Here is a 15,935-nt window from a genome sequence, read left to right as displayed (position 1 = left end):
TTTTGGAGGTTGTCCGGGATAATTTTTGGACAACCTTTTTTTAATCGCATGAAAATGAAGCGTAAAGTTATTCTTGTCGTTGTAGCGATGTTGTGTCTTTTGGGAAGCGGGTACGCGCAGAAGACTGAAAAAATGAAAGTTCGGGAATGGCAGTCCCCGGTATTGAAAAGTGCTCGGACTTGTTTAGAAGTTCAAGTGCAGGATTATGAACCCGGAATGAAGAAGGAAGGATATTTGTCATGGGGTGGATTTCTGCCCGGTAAACGAGAATTTGCACTGGATGAAAACGGGAAAGCTCTGATAAAATTCGAGCAACACGGTTCTTTGTTGTTGAATCTTTCTTTAGCGTGTATGGATGGGGAATTAGAGATTGTCCTGAATCCGGGGGAGAATGCAAGGCTTTACGTGAATACAAAGGAAACAAGGGGAGAATTTGAAGGGGATTATTCGGAATTGAATCAATATTTGCTTTGTCGAGGTGAGCGTAACCGTAGTTATCCGGTAGATTTGGAAAAAATCAAAGGAATGACGGAAAATGAATACATTCTTTATTGCAAAGAATTGTATGATAGTCGATTAAAAGAGTTATCAAAGCAAAAGAAAAAACAAGGTGAAGGTTGGTTCCGCTATGCTCAATTGGAAGCGTTGTTGGATTGCGCAGAAGATATTTATTCGATGAATCCGAATTTTGAGAAGGCGTATCAAGGAGCAAAAGATTCGAGAGATCTGCCTTATACAAAATACTCCTGCTTTAATATATTGCAGCCAATTTTTGCGGATGCCGGTTATGATTTGATGCTTCTGCCTGATCATTCGATTAACAAGATGTTGTCGTACTTTAGAAAGGAAGAACAGTTGCAGGCTTTTTTGGAAAATAAAGGAGGCTATTTACTGGATTTACAAAAAGCTCATGTTTGCCATTCGCGTGTAAATAATGATCTGCCTTTAAGAAAGGAACATCTGGCATTGATGCAAACGGCTTCACCTTACGTGAAAGAGTTATTTACCGATATCTACGAGAAAGGAAATAAGGCATGGGCGGAACATCTGGCAAAACCGGGATACAAGATCGGAAAGGTTCCGAATGTACCGAAAGAACAGGTGTTTGACAGTATCATGACGGATTACCGGGGAGAAGTGGTATTTGTTGATTTCTGGTACGTGTACTGTAAATCCTGCTTGAGAGCGATGAATGAAATGGAGGAAGTGAAACAGGAATTCGAAAAAAAAGGGGTTAAGTTTTTGTTTATTACCGGGGCAAAGGCTTCACCGGAAGAACGTTGGTTGAAAATGATTCCGGACATGAGTGGTGACCATTACCGGGTGACGAATGAAACTTACCGCTATTTGATAGATGAGCAGTTTAAAATGGGAGGGTTGCCTCATTATTTAATCGTGGATAGGGAGGGGAATATAAAAAATTCTTTCAGAGGTTTTATGGGACGCGAAAAGATGCGGGAAGTATTGGAAAATGAATTAAAGAATTAAAAAAGAATATATGAAAAGAGTTGTATTATTATTTATAGCCGTGTGGTCTGTTTTTCCTGTTTTTTCACAACAAAAACAAGACAAAGTTTGGTTGTATGCCAAATCGATTATCAATCAAAAGGCTCCGGAATTAGTTGTTGAAGAATGGATCACGGATCGACCGGATACGAAAGGAAAATTTGTTTTGATTGATTTTTGGGCAACGACGTGCGGCCCGTGTAAAAAAGCGATATCTCATTTGAACGAGTTCAGTGAGCGGTTTAAAGATAAGTTGGTGGTGATCGGGATTTCTTACGAGAAAGCGGAGAAAGTGAAAGCCATGAAAGAACCTGTTATTGATTATTATAGTGCGGTGGATACGGAAAAGAGAATGAGTAAAGAATTGGAAATTACAGGGATTCCACACGTGATACTGATAGATCCTCAAGGTATAGTACGTTGGGAAGGCTATCCGTTGGGAGGAGTTAAGTTGACGGCGGAGGTAATTGAAGATATTATTAAGAAATACGGGAGTGAGGATAAGGTAGAAAAAAAGATGTGGGCAAAATCTTTCTTGAATCAAAAAGCTCCCGAATTGGTCGTTGAAAAATGGTTGACCAAAGAGCCGAAAATGAAAGGTAAATTCCTGTTGATCGATTTTTGGGGACCGGCTTGCGCCCCTTGTCGGAAAGGGATTCCGGATTTGAATGAGTTCAGTAAGAAATTTAAAAAAGACTTGGTGGTTATCGGTATGTGCAGTCAAAAAGAAGAACGGGTGAGAGCGATGAAAGAACCCGTGATAGAGTATTACAGTGCTATCGATACCAAGAAAGTATTGCATAAAGCCTTGGGGATAACGGCTGTTCCTCATGCTATTCTGGTTGATCCGGAAGGTATCGTACGTTGGGAAGGCTATCCTCTTCTGAAAGGGCATGAATTAACGGCGGAAATGATTGAAGAAATCATCAAGGAGTACAAGAAGAAATAAAGATAATGGTAAGGTATTTTTTATGGATATTGCTTTGTTTATTTTCCCTTTCCGGGGTTGGGCAAAAGGCGAATTATAAACAAGCGGAGCGTTTTTTGAATTTAGAATCTCTGGTCGGTTCTACAAGTGTGTTACCTAATGTTTTGAAGGGGACGGATAAATTCTGGTACAAATATGAAACGAAAGACGGGATACGTTATTATTTCGTGGACCCTAAAGCCGGGTTGAATCGTGAATTGTTCGACCGCAAAGAGTTAGCGGGTGAGATTAGCCGGGTGACGCATAAACCTGTTAATTACAAGGATATTAAATTATCGGGTTTTTCTTTGGAAGAGAAAGGGAAGGTTTTGCAATTTACTTCAGAGGGAGTAAGATTTAAATACGACCTTCGGACGAACGCTTTGGAACGAGTGATTCCCGACACGACAAAGAAAAATCCGAAAACACCGGTGAAGCCGGCTAAGACGATAAAATACGACGGTAAACTTTCCCCGGATAGCAATTACACGGTATACGCTAAGAATCATAATCTGTATTTATTTTCGCTGAAAGATTCCGTGGAAACACAATTGACAACGGACGGGCGTACAGGTTATTCTTATGCGCCCAAGACGGCGGATTCCACGAAAAAGGTAATACCGGATATTACTTGGTTCGGAGATTCAAGATTCTTTTACGCGGAGCGTGAGGACAAAAGAAAAATGGAGGAGCTTTATTTGGTAAATACTTTAGGCACGGGACGTCCGACGTTGCAAAAATACAAATTTGCCATGCCGGGGGATGAACACGTGCAACAGGATGAATTACACTTGTTTGATATTTCCGCTAAAAAAGAAGTGAAATTAGATGTGGAAAAATGGAAAGATCAAAAATTATTCGTGTACAGTGTCGGACGCCCCGCTAAAAGGCTTTATTTCACGCGCAAGAAAAGGACTTGTGATGAGATGGAGTTGTGTCGGGTAATCCCGGAAACAGGAGAAGTGAAAGTGTTGATTAACGAAGTATGTGAACCTTATTTTAATGATCAGCTATTTAAATTCCATGTATTGAAAGACGGGGAGGAAATTCTTTGGTGGTCGGAACGCACGGGGCACGGGCATTGGTACCGGTATGACGGAGAGGGAAACCTGAAGAATGCTGTTACTTCCGGTGGTTGGACATCCGGGAAAATTGTTCGGATAGATACTACGGGACAAACCATTTATTTTGAGGCTTACGGGCAAGATAAAGAGGGTGAGAGTCCTTATTATGCTCGCCTGAATAAAGTTCGTTTTGACGGGAAAGGAGGGGTGAAAATATTGACACCGGAACAAGCAACGCACAAAACGAACTTTTTATTTGGCGGGAAATATTTCGTGGACAATTATTCCCGTGCTGATTTGGAACCTCGGAGCGTGATAAGAAACACGGACGGGAAAGTTGTTGTAGAACTGGCATCTCCCGATTTGTCCCGGCTTTACGAAACGGGTTGGCGTATGCCTGAACCTTTCTCCGTGAAAGCGGCAGACGGTTCAACGGACCTATTCGGTTACATGTGGAAACCGGCGGATTTCGATTCCACGAAGACGTACCCTATCATATCTTACGTGTATCCGGGACCGCAAACTGAAGGAGTTCCTTTGGAATTTAGTGTTTCAACGGGATTTAATAATGCGGCTTTGGCACAAGTGGGTTTTATCGTGGTCACGTTCGGACACCGGGGAGGAAGCCCTTTGCGTGACAGATGGTACCACACCTACGGATACGGCAACCTGCGGGATTACCCGTTGGCTGATGACAAGTACGGGATAGAACAACTGGCAGATCGTTACCCGTTTATTGATAAGTCAAGGGTAGGAATATTCGGTCATTCCGGGGGAGGCTTTATGTCCACGGCGGCAATCTGTACCTATCCGGATTTCTACACGGCAGCTGTATCTTCTGCCGGGAATCATGATAATAATATCTATAACATTTGGTGGGGAGAAACACACCACGGGATAAAAGAGGCAAGAGCTACCAAGCCTGTGACCAAGAAAAAAGCAAAAGCCCCGGAGGATGTGAAAGATTCCACGAAGAGTACGATTGAAAATGTAAAATTCGAGAAACCCAATATCCCGACCAATATCGAGTTGGCAAAGAACCTGAAAGGGCATTTATTGCTCGTGGCCGGGGATGCCGACAATAATGTGCATCCTGCCAACACTTTCCGAATGGCGGATGCGTTAATCAAGGCCGGTAAGAATTTCGATATGCTAATTTTACCCGGTCAAAATCACGGTTATCGGGGAGTGTCTTTGGATTTTTTCAAACGAAAAATATGGTTCCATTTTGCGAAGCATCTATTAGGCGATTATTCCACGGATCAATTTACAGAGATCGACGAATACATGCGTTTAGGAAGTAATTAGTTTTGTTTAAATAGTATCTGTGTATTTTTAAAAGCGTTCGGGATTTCCCGGACGCTTTTATTATGGATAAATAAAATAGATACTGATAGATTGCGATATAAGCCTCAAGGCAATTGGGGTGAAAACTTGGTTATAGTATATTCCTTCATATTAATAAATTTTATTGCTGTATAATTTGTAAGATAGAGAAGGGGTATATAGTTAAATTCATTCGTTGTTTGGAAAAGTGATAAAGAATGTGTTAAAAAGAATGAGTTAGATTATAATATATATATAAAATGCCTATCTTTAGCAAGATGAGTTTTGTGTGGTAAAAAAAACAATCGTGTGAGTTTTAAAAAATGAAATTGTTGTACCCAATTTTTACTAGTTATTCGTTTTTAAGAAAAATGAAATAATGTGGTAATCTAAAATCAATAGCATGATGAAAAAAAATGTAGGATTTTTATTATGGATACTTTTATCCATTTTTATTACATCTTGTACAAAAACGTATAGGGAAGCTGATGCGGAAAAGGAGGAAGAGATTGTTCCTCCCGGAGAGACCTATACGCCTGAACAGATGCACAATTTGAATGTAGTGTATTATGTACCGTCCGATATTTTGGAAATAGAGAATTGGCATTATCGTTTGTCAGGGATGACGCTGCATATACAGAATTATTTCCATGAGAATTTTATGCGTTACCGGGTGGATAAAAAATTTGGATTAGAATTGAATGACGCTAACCCAGAGTTTATTAGAATTCACTACATCAAGAGTAACAGGAGGCAAGCCGAGATGCAGGAGAAGAATGCATCGGAGATGGCACAAGAGGTGTTGGATTATTTCAAGCAAAACCCTGAGGCCAAACAGAGTGACCACTATCTGGTGTGGATGCCGAAGTACGAGGGAGCTTTTATCAAACATTTCTACCCGAGTGATAAAGAAGGATTTGCTTTTTGCGGGGTAGATTACACGAGATGGAATCCGAATTACCTGAAATCATCCCGTGCCATGGCGGCGTTTTTGACCGATTTGGGACTCGTGTTAAAGACGTTTGCGCATTCTTGTTTTGCCGTGAATGGGAATGTTGGGTCGGATGCTGATTTTATGAGTATTATGGGGGCGAATAAGCGTGGAAGCTCGATAGCAAAATCTCAACCTATATATAATTATAAACATTATGCAGGGACGGGAGGTAGTTCGAGTTCTTTTACTGCTGGTACTCCGAGTAAAATTCGGGTGCCGATATGGGATGTGCGTTACTTGTCCGGTACGCAGTTATTTAATGAAAAGTATTCTTACGAGCCGTTTGAAGTTGTTATAGAGGATTTTAAAGTGAAATCATGGACTGGGGCAAATTTTGTCGTGGAGAATGATACAGCCAGGGCGGAAGTGAACTTTGTTGTTCCGCAAGATACGTTAAGGATTACGTGTAAATTCCGCACGGAGCCGGCAGATGTTGAATTGGCAGGAGTTACTTTGTTTGACGACCCGTGGTTGACGTATGATGTAACAGGGAAAAGAGATAGCAAAATGGATGAAGATGAAATGGAAGATACCGGTTTTGACGCTTACGGAATGTACATGGATGCCGTGTCGTTCACGAAAGAGGGTGATTGTCACGTGGTGGAGTTTGTTTACCCGATGGTGAATCATCTAAATATGTTGTTAACTGAGACATCGGTTAGTACTGAAACTCACGAGTTACGTCTTCGGTTTATCGGGAAAAACGGGATGGCTTACCCGCATGCACCCCAGTCGATAAAGAGCGTGGAAGAAATGCGATACAAGTATAAAGTGACGGGAGTGAGGGCACAGACGAAGCCTGTGGAAGTTCCTTACTATCAAAAGCATGATATTGTCGAGAAGGATTTCTATGGTGGCACGTGGGGTGAAATTGTTGAAGGGATGGAGTGATATGAAAGAAACAGATGTTTAATAAAGCTAAATATATATTTATGAGAGCGATAAAAACGATGAGATTAGTCGTGTTGCTTCTGCTGTTTTCGGTGGGTAGCGTGTTGTTTGCCAATGCGCAGGGGGTGAGGTTGGATTTGCAAGTGAAGCAAAAATCATTGATCGAGGTAATTGATATACTGAAGCAAAAGACGGGATTCTCTTTTGTTTATTCTGCTGCGGATGCGGAGCGGGTAACGGGGTTGACTTTCGACTTGAAGAACAAGACGATTCGCGAGGTGTTGGATGCTGTGTTGGCGAAGACGAATTTCGTGTACACGATTGACGACAAGGTGATTATCTTGAAACGGAAAGTTCCGGTACGACCCGCTGCCAAGCGAATGGTGAGGGGAGTCGTGGTGGGTACCGCACCGAATGACACGTTGCCCGGGGTGACGGTGATGGTGAAGGGTACTACCACGGGGGTGACCACCGACGTGCACGGAAAGTTCTCCATCGTGATCCCGGACGGGGACGACGTGGTGTTGCGTTTCACGTTTATCGGGAAAAAGATGGCAGAGGTGCACTACAAGGGACAGGAGTTCCTGACCGTGAAGATGGAGGATGATGCGCAGGAGTTGGAAGAGGTGGTGATCAATGCCGGGTACCAGCAAATCGATAAGCGGAAATTGACCAGTGCGGTAACGACGTTGAAGATGGACGACATCATGACCCCGGGTATGACTACGCTGGATCAGATGCTGGAAGGGCGCGTGCCGGGTATGGTATTTATGCAGAACTCCGGACAGGTGGGTGCCTCCCCGCGGTTGCGTATCCGCGGTACGTCCACCGTGTTGGGTTCTCAGGAGCCGTTGTGGGTGGTGGACGGTATCATCCAGGAGGATCCGGTGAACGTGGATCCCGCCCAGTTGAATGACTTGGACTTCGTGAACTTGTTGGGTAATGCCATCTCGGGGTTGAACCCGGAGGATATCCAGCAGATCGACGTGTTGAAAGACGCTTCCGCCACGGCGTTGTACGGTACGCGGGCGGCCAACGGTGTTATCGTGATTACCACGAAACAGGGTAAGGAGGGGCCTCCTACCGTGCGTTACAGTTTCAGCGGAACGCTTTCTCGCAAACCGCGTTACTCGGACCGCAACGTGAACGTGATGAATTCGGCCGAGCGGGTGGCTTACTCCCGAGAAATTTTGGAGAAGAAGATGGAATATGGTGACAAGAACACGTGGATCGGTTACGAGAAGGCTTTCGAGGATTACCGTAACGGTTTGATGACCTTCGAGCAGTTCCAACAGCAAACAGAATATTACGAGACATTGGACACGGATTGGTTCGACGTGCTTTGCCGGGATGCTTTTTCGCATACTCATTCTCTCTCTTTCTCCGGGGGCTCGAAGACCGCCAAGTATTACGCTTCGGTGGGATACAACCGCCAGAACGGGGTGCTACAGAAAGAATTCGGGGATCGCTACACGGCCTCAATGAAAGTGACGTTGAATTATGATCGTTTTAATGCGACTTTTGATTTGAAAGGGAACGTGCAGAAGCAGGAGCACACGCCGTCGGATGTGGGGTTGATGGATTTTGCTTACAATACGAGCCGCGCCATACCGGTGTATAACGAGGATGGGTCGCTCTATTTCTATCCCAAAAAAATGGTTATGGGGGGAGATAATGCAGGAGAAGCGTGGTTCAATATCTTGAACGAACGGGATAATTCTTACGAGAACATCGACAAGAACCAGTTGTCGTTCTCGGTGAATGCCAATTATAACATTTTGGAAAACTTGAAATTGACGGGTGTGTTTGCCTACTCTATTTCCAACACGGATGACGACGTGTATCACGGTGCCACAACGCATTATGCCAAGTCGCTCGCTAAAAAGATGTACGGAATGGATGATTTCACGGATAGTGGAAAGAATGGGTATTTTGACACGGGAAGTTTCCGACAGCATACAAATTTACCTTACGGGGGTGAATTAAGAACGAATTCGACCAAGAACGAGAACTATAACTTGCAGAGTCGGTTGCAGTATCATATCTATTTGGATGAGGAGCAAGATCACATGTTGTCCGCTATGGCGGGATTTGAATTGACTTCTTCCCGCTACACGGGATTATCCAAAACATTCCGGTGCTACGTGCCGGAGCGGGGATTGCAAGTGGGCAATGTGGATTTCAAAGAATATGGTGAATACACGAAATGGTTGACCACGGATGCTAATGCTTTGGGTAAATTTAAGGACACGGAATCGAATAAACTTCGTTTTATGGGAGTGTTGAATTATAGTTACCAGAATCGCTATATCTTTAACGCTAATATGTCGGTGGATTATTCCAACCAGTTCGGTGACCGGGCGAGAGACAAGTTTTTGCCGATTTGGTCGGTTTCCGGTCGTTGGAATATGCACGAGGATTTATTGAAAAACGTGTATTGGGTGAACGACCTTGCCTTGACCGCTTCTTTCGGGTACCAGGGAACAACGCAAGCATCGCAGATTCCAGATTTGATTATGGTGAAAGGGGAGTTGGATCCGGCGTTCAATGAATTCGGTTCAACCATCAAATCTTTCCCGAACCCGGATTTGAGTTGGGAAAAGACGATGTCGTTGAACAGTACGTTGCACTTCTCGTTGTTCAACCATAAACTCAGTGGAACGCTTTCTTATTTCTACAAGAAGACGACGGATGCTTTCTTGAACAAGAAGGTGATGCAGGTGAACGGGGTATCCTCTTACTCGGTGAACGAGGGAACCGTGACGAACCAGGGTGTGGAGGTGAGTTTGAATATCAACCCGATCAACACCACCATGGGGGGAGGAAACCGGAATGGCTTTATGTGGCGTATCGACCCGCAGCTGGGAGGTATTGTCAACAAGTTAATCAACCGGGCGCTGCAGTCGAATGCCGAGGATCCGTTGCACGACGAGTACACCTACATGGATTTCTTGAACGGGAATGCACACGTGTCGGGAAAACCGTTGAACTCCTTCTACTCGTATGAATTCACGGGGTTGAGTGCCGATGACGGTCGCCCGACGTTTGCCCGCGTGGGAGAGGAGTATTTTGCCGAGTATGTCGATATGCCGAAGGCGGATGTCTTCACCAAGGTGATGCGCTATTCCGGTTGCCGCGTGCCTGTGTTGCAGGGAGGTATCTCCAACACTTTCTCGTGGAAAGGGTTCGTGCTAGACTTCAACCTGACGTACAGCCTGGGTTCCAAGGTTAGGTTGTTGAAGTTGTTTAACCCGGATGCCAAGTCGTTGGCGGTGTCGCCCATACAGAACTTGCGCAAGGAGATGGTGGACCGCTGGCAAGTGCCCGGGGACGAGAAGTACACGAATATCCCGGGGATATTACCCAAGAAAGCGTATGAAAATACACTCAATCAGGTTTGGTGGAGAGGAGAGCCTTACGCATTTGCCAAGAATATCTGGGAGATGTATAACTATGCCGACGTGCGGGTGATCAGTGGTAACTACTTGAAATTGCAGCGGTTGAATTTGCGTTACGTTTTCTCGGATGAGGTTTGCAAGAAGTTGCGTTGCAAGTCGATGTACGTGTCACTGTCCGGAACGAACCTCTTTACCTGGGCTGCGAAGGAGCTGAAAGGACAGGATCCCTCCTCGCAATCCGGTTCGGCAGACAAGATAAACGTGGCGGTACAGCCGACCTACTCGCTGAGCGTGAACGTGTCATTTTAAAACAGGTGAGTTATGAAAAGATATTTTATTGGAATTTGGGTATTGCTTTTGGGATTGACCGGTTGCTCCGATTTTTTGGAGGAGCAGTCGAATGAATACGCTTACGCCACGACTTGCAAGGATTTGAACGAGTTGCTGGTGGGGAGCGGTTACATGAAAAACGAGGTGATTAGTGGTACTAACGCACTAAACCCCAGTAATAAAACGGGGGTCTATTTCCCTTGGTTGAACGTGATGGATGACGACGCAGAGGAGTTTGTGAAGGGGGATTACAACGATACCGATCCCTCCACTATGTTGCGTGGTTTTTATGCGTGGGAGAAAGATCCGTGTAATACTTCCGGTGTATTGTATAACGATCCCACTTGGGGACGCTTGTACGAGCATATCGCCGTGGTGAACGTCATCCTGAACAAGGCAGAGGAGTTTACCAAGGACTCGGAGGCGGATCGCAACGCAGTGAAGGGGCAGTGCCATTTCTTGCGCGCCTCGTTCTACTACCTGTTAGTGAACCTGTATGCCAAGCCGTACGATCCCGTGACGGCAGAGCGGGACCCGGGGGTGCCCATCAAGTTGACGCACTACGTGGAGGATATTGAATACGAACGTTCAACCGTGGATAACGTGTATCAGCAAATCGTGAGTGATTTGAATGCAGCCATCGATTATTTGAAAGATTACGAACCGACTACCGTTCGGCGTGCCGGGTTGGATGCCGCCCGCACTTTCTTGAGCCGCGTGTATTGCTACATGGGGAAATGGGAGTTGGTGCCGGAGTTGTGTAATGCGGTGATTAATGGGAACAAGTATAGCTTGAAGAACCTGCCTGGGGCAGGAGTGAAGGATACTTCTTGGCTTGATGCCAATTCGCCCGAGATTATTTTCACGCAAGGGAGCAATAGTATCAACCGGGTATTCCCGCTCGTGAAAGGAAAGACGAATTCAGCCGCTTTCCGTGCGTCGGAGGAACTGGTGTTCTTGTTCGACAAACACGGCGTGAAGGATGGCGAAGCGAACGACTGCCGGAAAAAATTCACCCTTTTCCGGGAAGAGGTGCCTGCCAATGAAGGATTCTCGGGTTTCTATATTCCCCGTAAGGTAGGGGCTGCTCCTGTTGATGAAAAGAGTTTGTTTGTTTCGGATAACTTCACGTTGCGCCTGTCGGAGGTGTACTTGAATCTGGCAGAGGCATTGGCGATGACGGATCAGGAGGAGCCTGCCCGCGAAGCGTTGAAAAGTTTGTTGAAATACCGCGTGAAGGATTTGCAGCCGATCACAGCCACGGGCGAGGATTTGATCAAGTATATTCGCGACGAGCGTCGCTTGGAGCTTTGCTTTGAAGGACAGCGTTGGTTCGATTTGCGCCGTTATGCGGTTAGTCCGAAATATTTGGAAACGAAGAGCATCAAGCACAACGTGTACGGGAACTCGTATGGCGGTAACGGTACGCCCGGTATATTGGAGGGGTACTATCTGCTCCCGACCTACCCGGACGGGGGATGGGTATTGCCGATACCTGCCGTGGAAGTGGAACAAAGCGAGGGTAGCCTTGAGCAAAACAGCCGTGAAGATTGTCTCTTGTATAATTAAAATGGAAAGTTATGATGAAGATAAAAACGTTAGTTTGTGGATTGCTGTTAGGAGTATTAGGATATTCCTGCGGCGATAACGAGGCGGGTTCTGCATCGCACTTGGATGAGAATTGGTATAAGATCGAGTACGACCCGAACGCAGGGGAACTGGATCAGTTGATATATGATGTGTACGCAAACACGGGTTTCCCCATTTTCTACTCGGACACGATCGGGCGGAGCACTCGTTACGACCACGGGGGCAATTCTTACACGCATTATGAAATATTTAAGCCCGGGTATAACTTTACGAGTTCCCTTAGTTCAATCGTGTTTACGATTCAGCGGGACGAGAGTAAGATTCAGATGATGGTGGAATTGCTGCGGGATTACGTGATAGAACCTTACATGAACAAGGAGTACGGGTCTAATTTTAAAGGGAAATACGGGCCGCACGCATTCTTGGTGTTGGATACCTTGATGAAGGGTAAGGCAGCGGATTCTTTGTATCGGGATTTGGGTGTGCTGGCATTGAGCTCCCGGTTCACAATGTCGAGGGGGAAAGTGAAAAACTTTATTCCCGTGGAGCAGATGACCGAGGAGGAGAAAAAGGGGTATGGTTGGCGATTGGCCATGTACGAGTTGAAGTATTTCTTTGAAGTGACGTACAAGGAGGAGTTGCAGGCTTATTTTGATATCCCGAAAGAAACACCGGATTTTTATGAAAAGTGGGATAAGAAGGATCTTTTTGAGTTAGGAGCACAGTATAATACACAGTACAAGGATTTGGTGGTTCCTGATTATCTTAGCGAGTTAAGGACAAACCCGAGGAGATACGGTGTTTTGCGATATGCTAAAGTAGACCAATATGGTGTTACTTTCCCGAGTACATTGCAAGACCTTATGGATTTTATGGAGATGATTTACACGAAGACAGATACTGAAATCCGGGCAGAGCATGGTGAATTTCCGATGATTATCAAGCGATACGAGGCATTATTGAATTTATTGAAGAAAAGCGGTTTGACACAATTTATCAAAGAGCAATAAGACAGATCAGTTCATTTAGTGAGAGAGGCGTCCGGGCAGAGTTCCGGGCGTCTTTTTTTTTGCGATAAATTTTGGAAAGCGTGTACCCTGTTTTATGGAGGCGTTCGTTTTAATTTAAAATTTAGATAAGTATGTGTTCAGCTAACAATTGGAGTTTATGAGAAAGAGAGCGTTTTCTTTTGTGTGTATTATAATGTTAAGTGCTTCGCTTCGGGGGCAGGAAGTGGCTAGGGGTGGTCAACCGGAGCGGGTGATCACGATCGAGGAGTGTCAGCAGTGGGCGATGGATAATTACCCGGCGATACGGCAACATGGGTTGTTGGATCAGGCACGGGAATATACGCTATCGAATATTTCGAGGGTGTATATGCCGGAGTTCAGTTTGTCGGGAGTGGCGTCGTGGCAGTCGGAGAAGATGGAGTTGGATTTGAAGATGCCGGATAAGGTGAATATCAGCGTGGATTTGAACGAGGTTGCTCAAGGACAGAATCTTAACTTACCGACGATGAACGTACCGGTGTCGATTCCCCAAATGACGATTCCCGTGAGTGACCGGGATCGCTATAATGTGTCGCTGTCGTTAAAGCAGGCGTTGTGGGCAGGGGGCAGGATGAAGGCGGGAAAAGAGATGGCAAACCGGGAGGTCGATATGATGCATGCCGGGTTGGATGCCCAGTTATACGAGATCAAGGATAAGGTGAAACAGTTGTATTTCGGTTTATTGACGATAGAGGGGAGGGAGAAACAGTTGAATCGGGCGGACGAGATATTGGATAGCCTGCGGGTACGAGCCGAGGTGGCTTTGAAAGAAGGGGTGATTTACGAGACGGATTTGGATGTGATAGACGTGGAGCGTATAAAATACAAACAGTTGCGGGTTGAACTGGAAGCCAAGCGTGAGGCTTGTCTGAACGTGTTATCGACTTTGATTCACCGACCTTTGTCGAAAGAAACCAAACTACAAGTTCCGGTAGTGGAGAGTCATTTCGGAAATGGCGAGGTGAAGCGTCCGGAGTTGAGATATCTGGATAGCAAGATCAAGCGATTGGATGCCGATTTGAAGATGCAGAATGCCGAGAATATGCCTAAAATCGGTTTGTTCGCGATGGGCGGATACGGTAAATCGGGATTGAATACGTTTGACAGTGATTTTAAGCCTTATTTTATCGGCGGGGTGATGGTAAGTTGGAATTTCGGGAAGTTGAATACACGAGGGAATGACCGGAAATTGATTAAGGTACAACAGGAGAGCGTGAGGAACCAGCAAGAGAGTTTTATTTTCAACACGAAGATGGAAGTATTGATGCAGGATGCGGAAATCAGAAAATTGCAGGAGTTGGTGAAAAGTGACGAAGAGGCTGTGCGCTTGCGGGAGAGTATCCGGCAGGCATCCGAGGTGAAGTACGCGAATGGGGTGTACACGATCTCGGAGTTGATCACGGATGTGAATCAAGCGTTGATAGCACAGCAGGAAAAGGTGTTGCGGGAGGTAGAGTTGAAGATGATGGTCTATTCGAAGAAAATAACGTTAGGTTTATAAAGTTCATAACGATTTATGATTTACGATTTGAGATTTATGATTTCAAATTTTATTAAAGGATTTACGATTTGAGAATTAAATGTTTTTGGAGATGAAGAATACGATATTGGGTTTAGTGATTTTGGCTTGTCTGGGAGTTGGTTGCAAAGACAAAACGGAGGAGCGGGATGCGTCGGGAATGTTTGAAACGAGAGAGGTGATCGTGTCATCGGAGATGAGTGGAAGAGTGGAGCGTTTGGAGGTAATGGAAGGGGATTACATAGAAGCGGGCAAGGTGGTTGGTTTGATAGACACGATGCAATTGCATTGGTTGAAGGTACAGGCACAACAGGCGGTGAAGGCCGTGGACGAACGAATCCCGAATTTGGACAAGGTATTGGAGGTCTACCGTTTGAAGGTGGAGAAAGGGGAGAAAGAGTTGAAAAGGGTAGAGCGTTTGCTGGAAGGCAAGGCGGCTACACGGAAACAGTATGATGACGTGAAAGCGATGGTGGACGAGGGGCGTTCGGCTTTGGCGGGACAAACACATCAGGCGGAGGTGATGATAGCAGGGGCAAAGGCGGAAAGTGCGGCAATAGCCCTAAAAGTGGATCAAGTAAACGATCAGATCCGGCGTTGCCTGATTGTCAACCCTATCGAGGGGACTGTACTGGCGAAGTACACGGAAGAGAAAGAATTGGCAGCCCCGGTGAAGGCTCTGTATAAAATCGGGGATTTGAAAAACATGACGCTTCAGGTTTACTTGGAAGGCGGGCGTATAGGCGGATTAAAAGTCGGCGATCCGGTACGGGTGTTTGCCAAATTGGGTGGTGGAGAAGAACGGGAATACCGGGGGAAAATATCTTGGATAGCCTCGGAAGCCGAGTTTGTTCCCAAAACGGTACAGACACAGGATGAACGGGACAATCTGGTGTACGCCGTGAAAATCCATGTAGAGAACGACGGTTTCCTGCGGGTAGGGATGTATGCCGACGTGAAGTTTAACACGCTATAAATAAATTATGATTGTAGCGGAGAATATCAGTATGAAGTACCGGCAGGTGTTGAAAGAGATTGTCGCCCTGAAGGAGATTTCTCTGGAGGTGAAGAAGGGGGAAGTGTTCGGCTTGATCGGACCTGACGGGGCGGGCAAGAGCACGCTGTTCCGGGTATTGACGACACTTCTTTTGCCTACCGGGGGACGGGCTTCCGTGGGAGGATTCGACGTGATCGACCAGTACCGGGAGGTGCGGAATATCGTGGGGTATATGCCGGGGAAGTTTTCCCTGTACCAAGACCTGTCGGTGGAGGAGAACCTGCGTTTTTTTGCCAGCGTGTTC

At 45.6% G+C, this 15,935-nt stretch carries 10 protein-coding genes; all 10 read left to right on the top strand.

What is annotated here, in order from left to right:
* Nucleotides 1-54 precede the first annotated feature (54 nt).
* On the top strand, nt 55-1,488 hold the full coding sequence (locus ACK8P8_RS13760; protein WP_369860426.1) for a TlpA family protein disulfide reductase: 1,434 nt from the start codon (nt 55-57) through the stop codon (nt 1,486-1,488).
* 10 nt (nt 1,489-1,498) lie between these two features.
* Nucleotides 1,499-2,455, top strand: a complete 957-nt coding sequence (locus ACK8P8_RS13755) for a TlpA family protein disulfide reductase (RefSeq protein ID WP_369860427.1) — start codon at nt 1,499-1,501, stop codon at nt 2,453-2,455.
* Nucleotides 2,456-2,460: 5 nt separating this feature from the next.
* The gene (locus ACK8P8_RS13750) at nt 2,461-4,845 is read left to right on the top strand and encodes a S9 family peptidase (protein ID WP_369860429.1); all 2,385 of its coding nucleotides are present in this window, start codon (nt 2,461-2,463) and stop codon (nt 4,843-4,845) included.
* Nucleotides 4,846-5,266: 421 nt separating this feature from the next.
* On the top strand, nt 5,267-6,748 hold the full coding sequence (locus ACK8P8_RS13745) for a hypothetical protein (RefSeq protein WP_369860430.1): 1,482 nt from the start codon (nt 5,267-5,269) through the stop codon (nt 6,746-6,748).
* Between the two features lie 41 nt (nt 6,749-6,789).
* A complete protein-coding gene (locus ACK8P8_RS13740) occupies nt 6,790-10,455 on the top strand; it encodes a SusC/RagA family TonB-linked outer membrane protein (protein WP_369860431.1) in 3,666 nt (1,221 codons plus the stop codon).
* A gap of 12 nt (nt 10,456-10,467) precedes the next feature.
* Complete coding sequence (locus ACK8P8_RS13735) at nt 10,468-12,045, top strand: RagB/SusD family nutrient uptake outer membrane protein (protein ID WP_369860432.1); 1,578 nt, start codon at nt 10,468-10,470, stop codon at nt 12,043-12,045.
* 11 nt (nt 12,046-12,056) lie between these two features.
* On the top strand, nt 12,057-13,076 hold the full coding sequence (locus tag ACK8P8_RS13730; protein WP_369860433.1) for a hypothetical protein: 1,020 nt from the start codon (nt 12,057-12,059) through the stop codon (nt 13,074-13,076).
* 157 nt (nt 13,077-13,233) lie between these two features.
* Nucleotides 13,234-14,616 (top strand): TolC family protein, encoded by a 1,383-nt coding sequence (locus ACK8P8_RS13725; protein ID WP_369860434.1) that lies wholly within the window; start codon nt 13,234-13,236, stop codon nt 14,614-14,616.
* Between the two features lie 91 nt (nt 14,617-14,707).
* Nucleotides 14,708-15,610, top strand: a complete 903-nt coding sequence (locus ACK8P8_RS13720) for an HlyD family secretion protein (protein ID WP_227217614.1) — start codon at nt 14,708-14,710, stop codon at nt 15,608-15,610.
* Between the two features lie 7 nt (nt 15,611-15,617).
* Nucleotides 15,618-15,935, top strand: a 318-nt coding sequence (locus ACK8P8_RS13715; RefSeq protein ID WP_410025986.1) for an ATP-binding cassette domain-containing protein, incomplete at its 3' end; no start/stop codon positions are given.

Source organism: Butyricimonas muris, from assembly GCF_046365375.1.
GTDB lineage: Bacteria > Bacteroidota > Bacteroidia > Bacteroidales > Marinifilaceae > Butyricimonas > Butyricimonas muris.
The sequence above is the reverse complement of the archived record's forward strand: the minus strand, read 5'-3'. Positions and strand labels throughout refer to the sequence as shown.

Coding starts and splice junctions, on each gene's coding strand:
- ACK8P8_RS13725 (WP_369860434.1), top strand. CDS start 13,234: ATGAGAAAGAGAGCGTTTTCTTTTGTGTGTATTATAATGTTAAGTGCT.
- ACK8P8_RS13735 (WP_369860432.1), top strand. CDS start 10,468: ATGAAAAGATATTTTATTGGAATTTGGGTATTGCTTTTGGGATTGACC.
- ACK8P8_RS13720 (WP_227217614.1), top strand. CDS start 14,708: ATGAAGAATACGATATTGGGTTTAGTGATTTTGGCTTGTCTGGGAGTT.
- ACK8P8_RS13745 (WP_369860430.1), top strand. CDS start 5,267: ATGATGAAAAAAAATGTAGGATTTTTATTATGGATACTTTTATCCATT.
- ACK8P8_RS13750 (WP_369860429.1), top strand. CDS start 2,461: ATGGTAAGGTATTTTTTATGGATATTGCTTTGTTTATTTTCCCTTTCC.
- ACK8P8_RS13740 (WP_369860431.1), top strand. CDS start 6,790: ATGAGAGCGATAAAAACGATGAGATTAGTCGTGTTGCTTCTGCTGTTT.
- ACK8P8_RS13730 (WP_369860433.1), top strand. CDS start 12,057: ATGATGAAGATAAAAACGTTAGTTTGTGGATTGCTGTTAGGAGTATTA.
- ACK8P8_RS13755 (WP_369860427.1), top strand. CDS start 1,499: ATGAAAAGAGTTGTATTATTATTTATAGCCGTGTGGTCTGTTTTTCCT.
- ACK8P8_RS13760 (WP_369860426.1), top strand. CDS start 55: ATGAAGCGTAAAGTTATTCTTGTCGTTGTAGCGATGTTGTGTCTTTTG.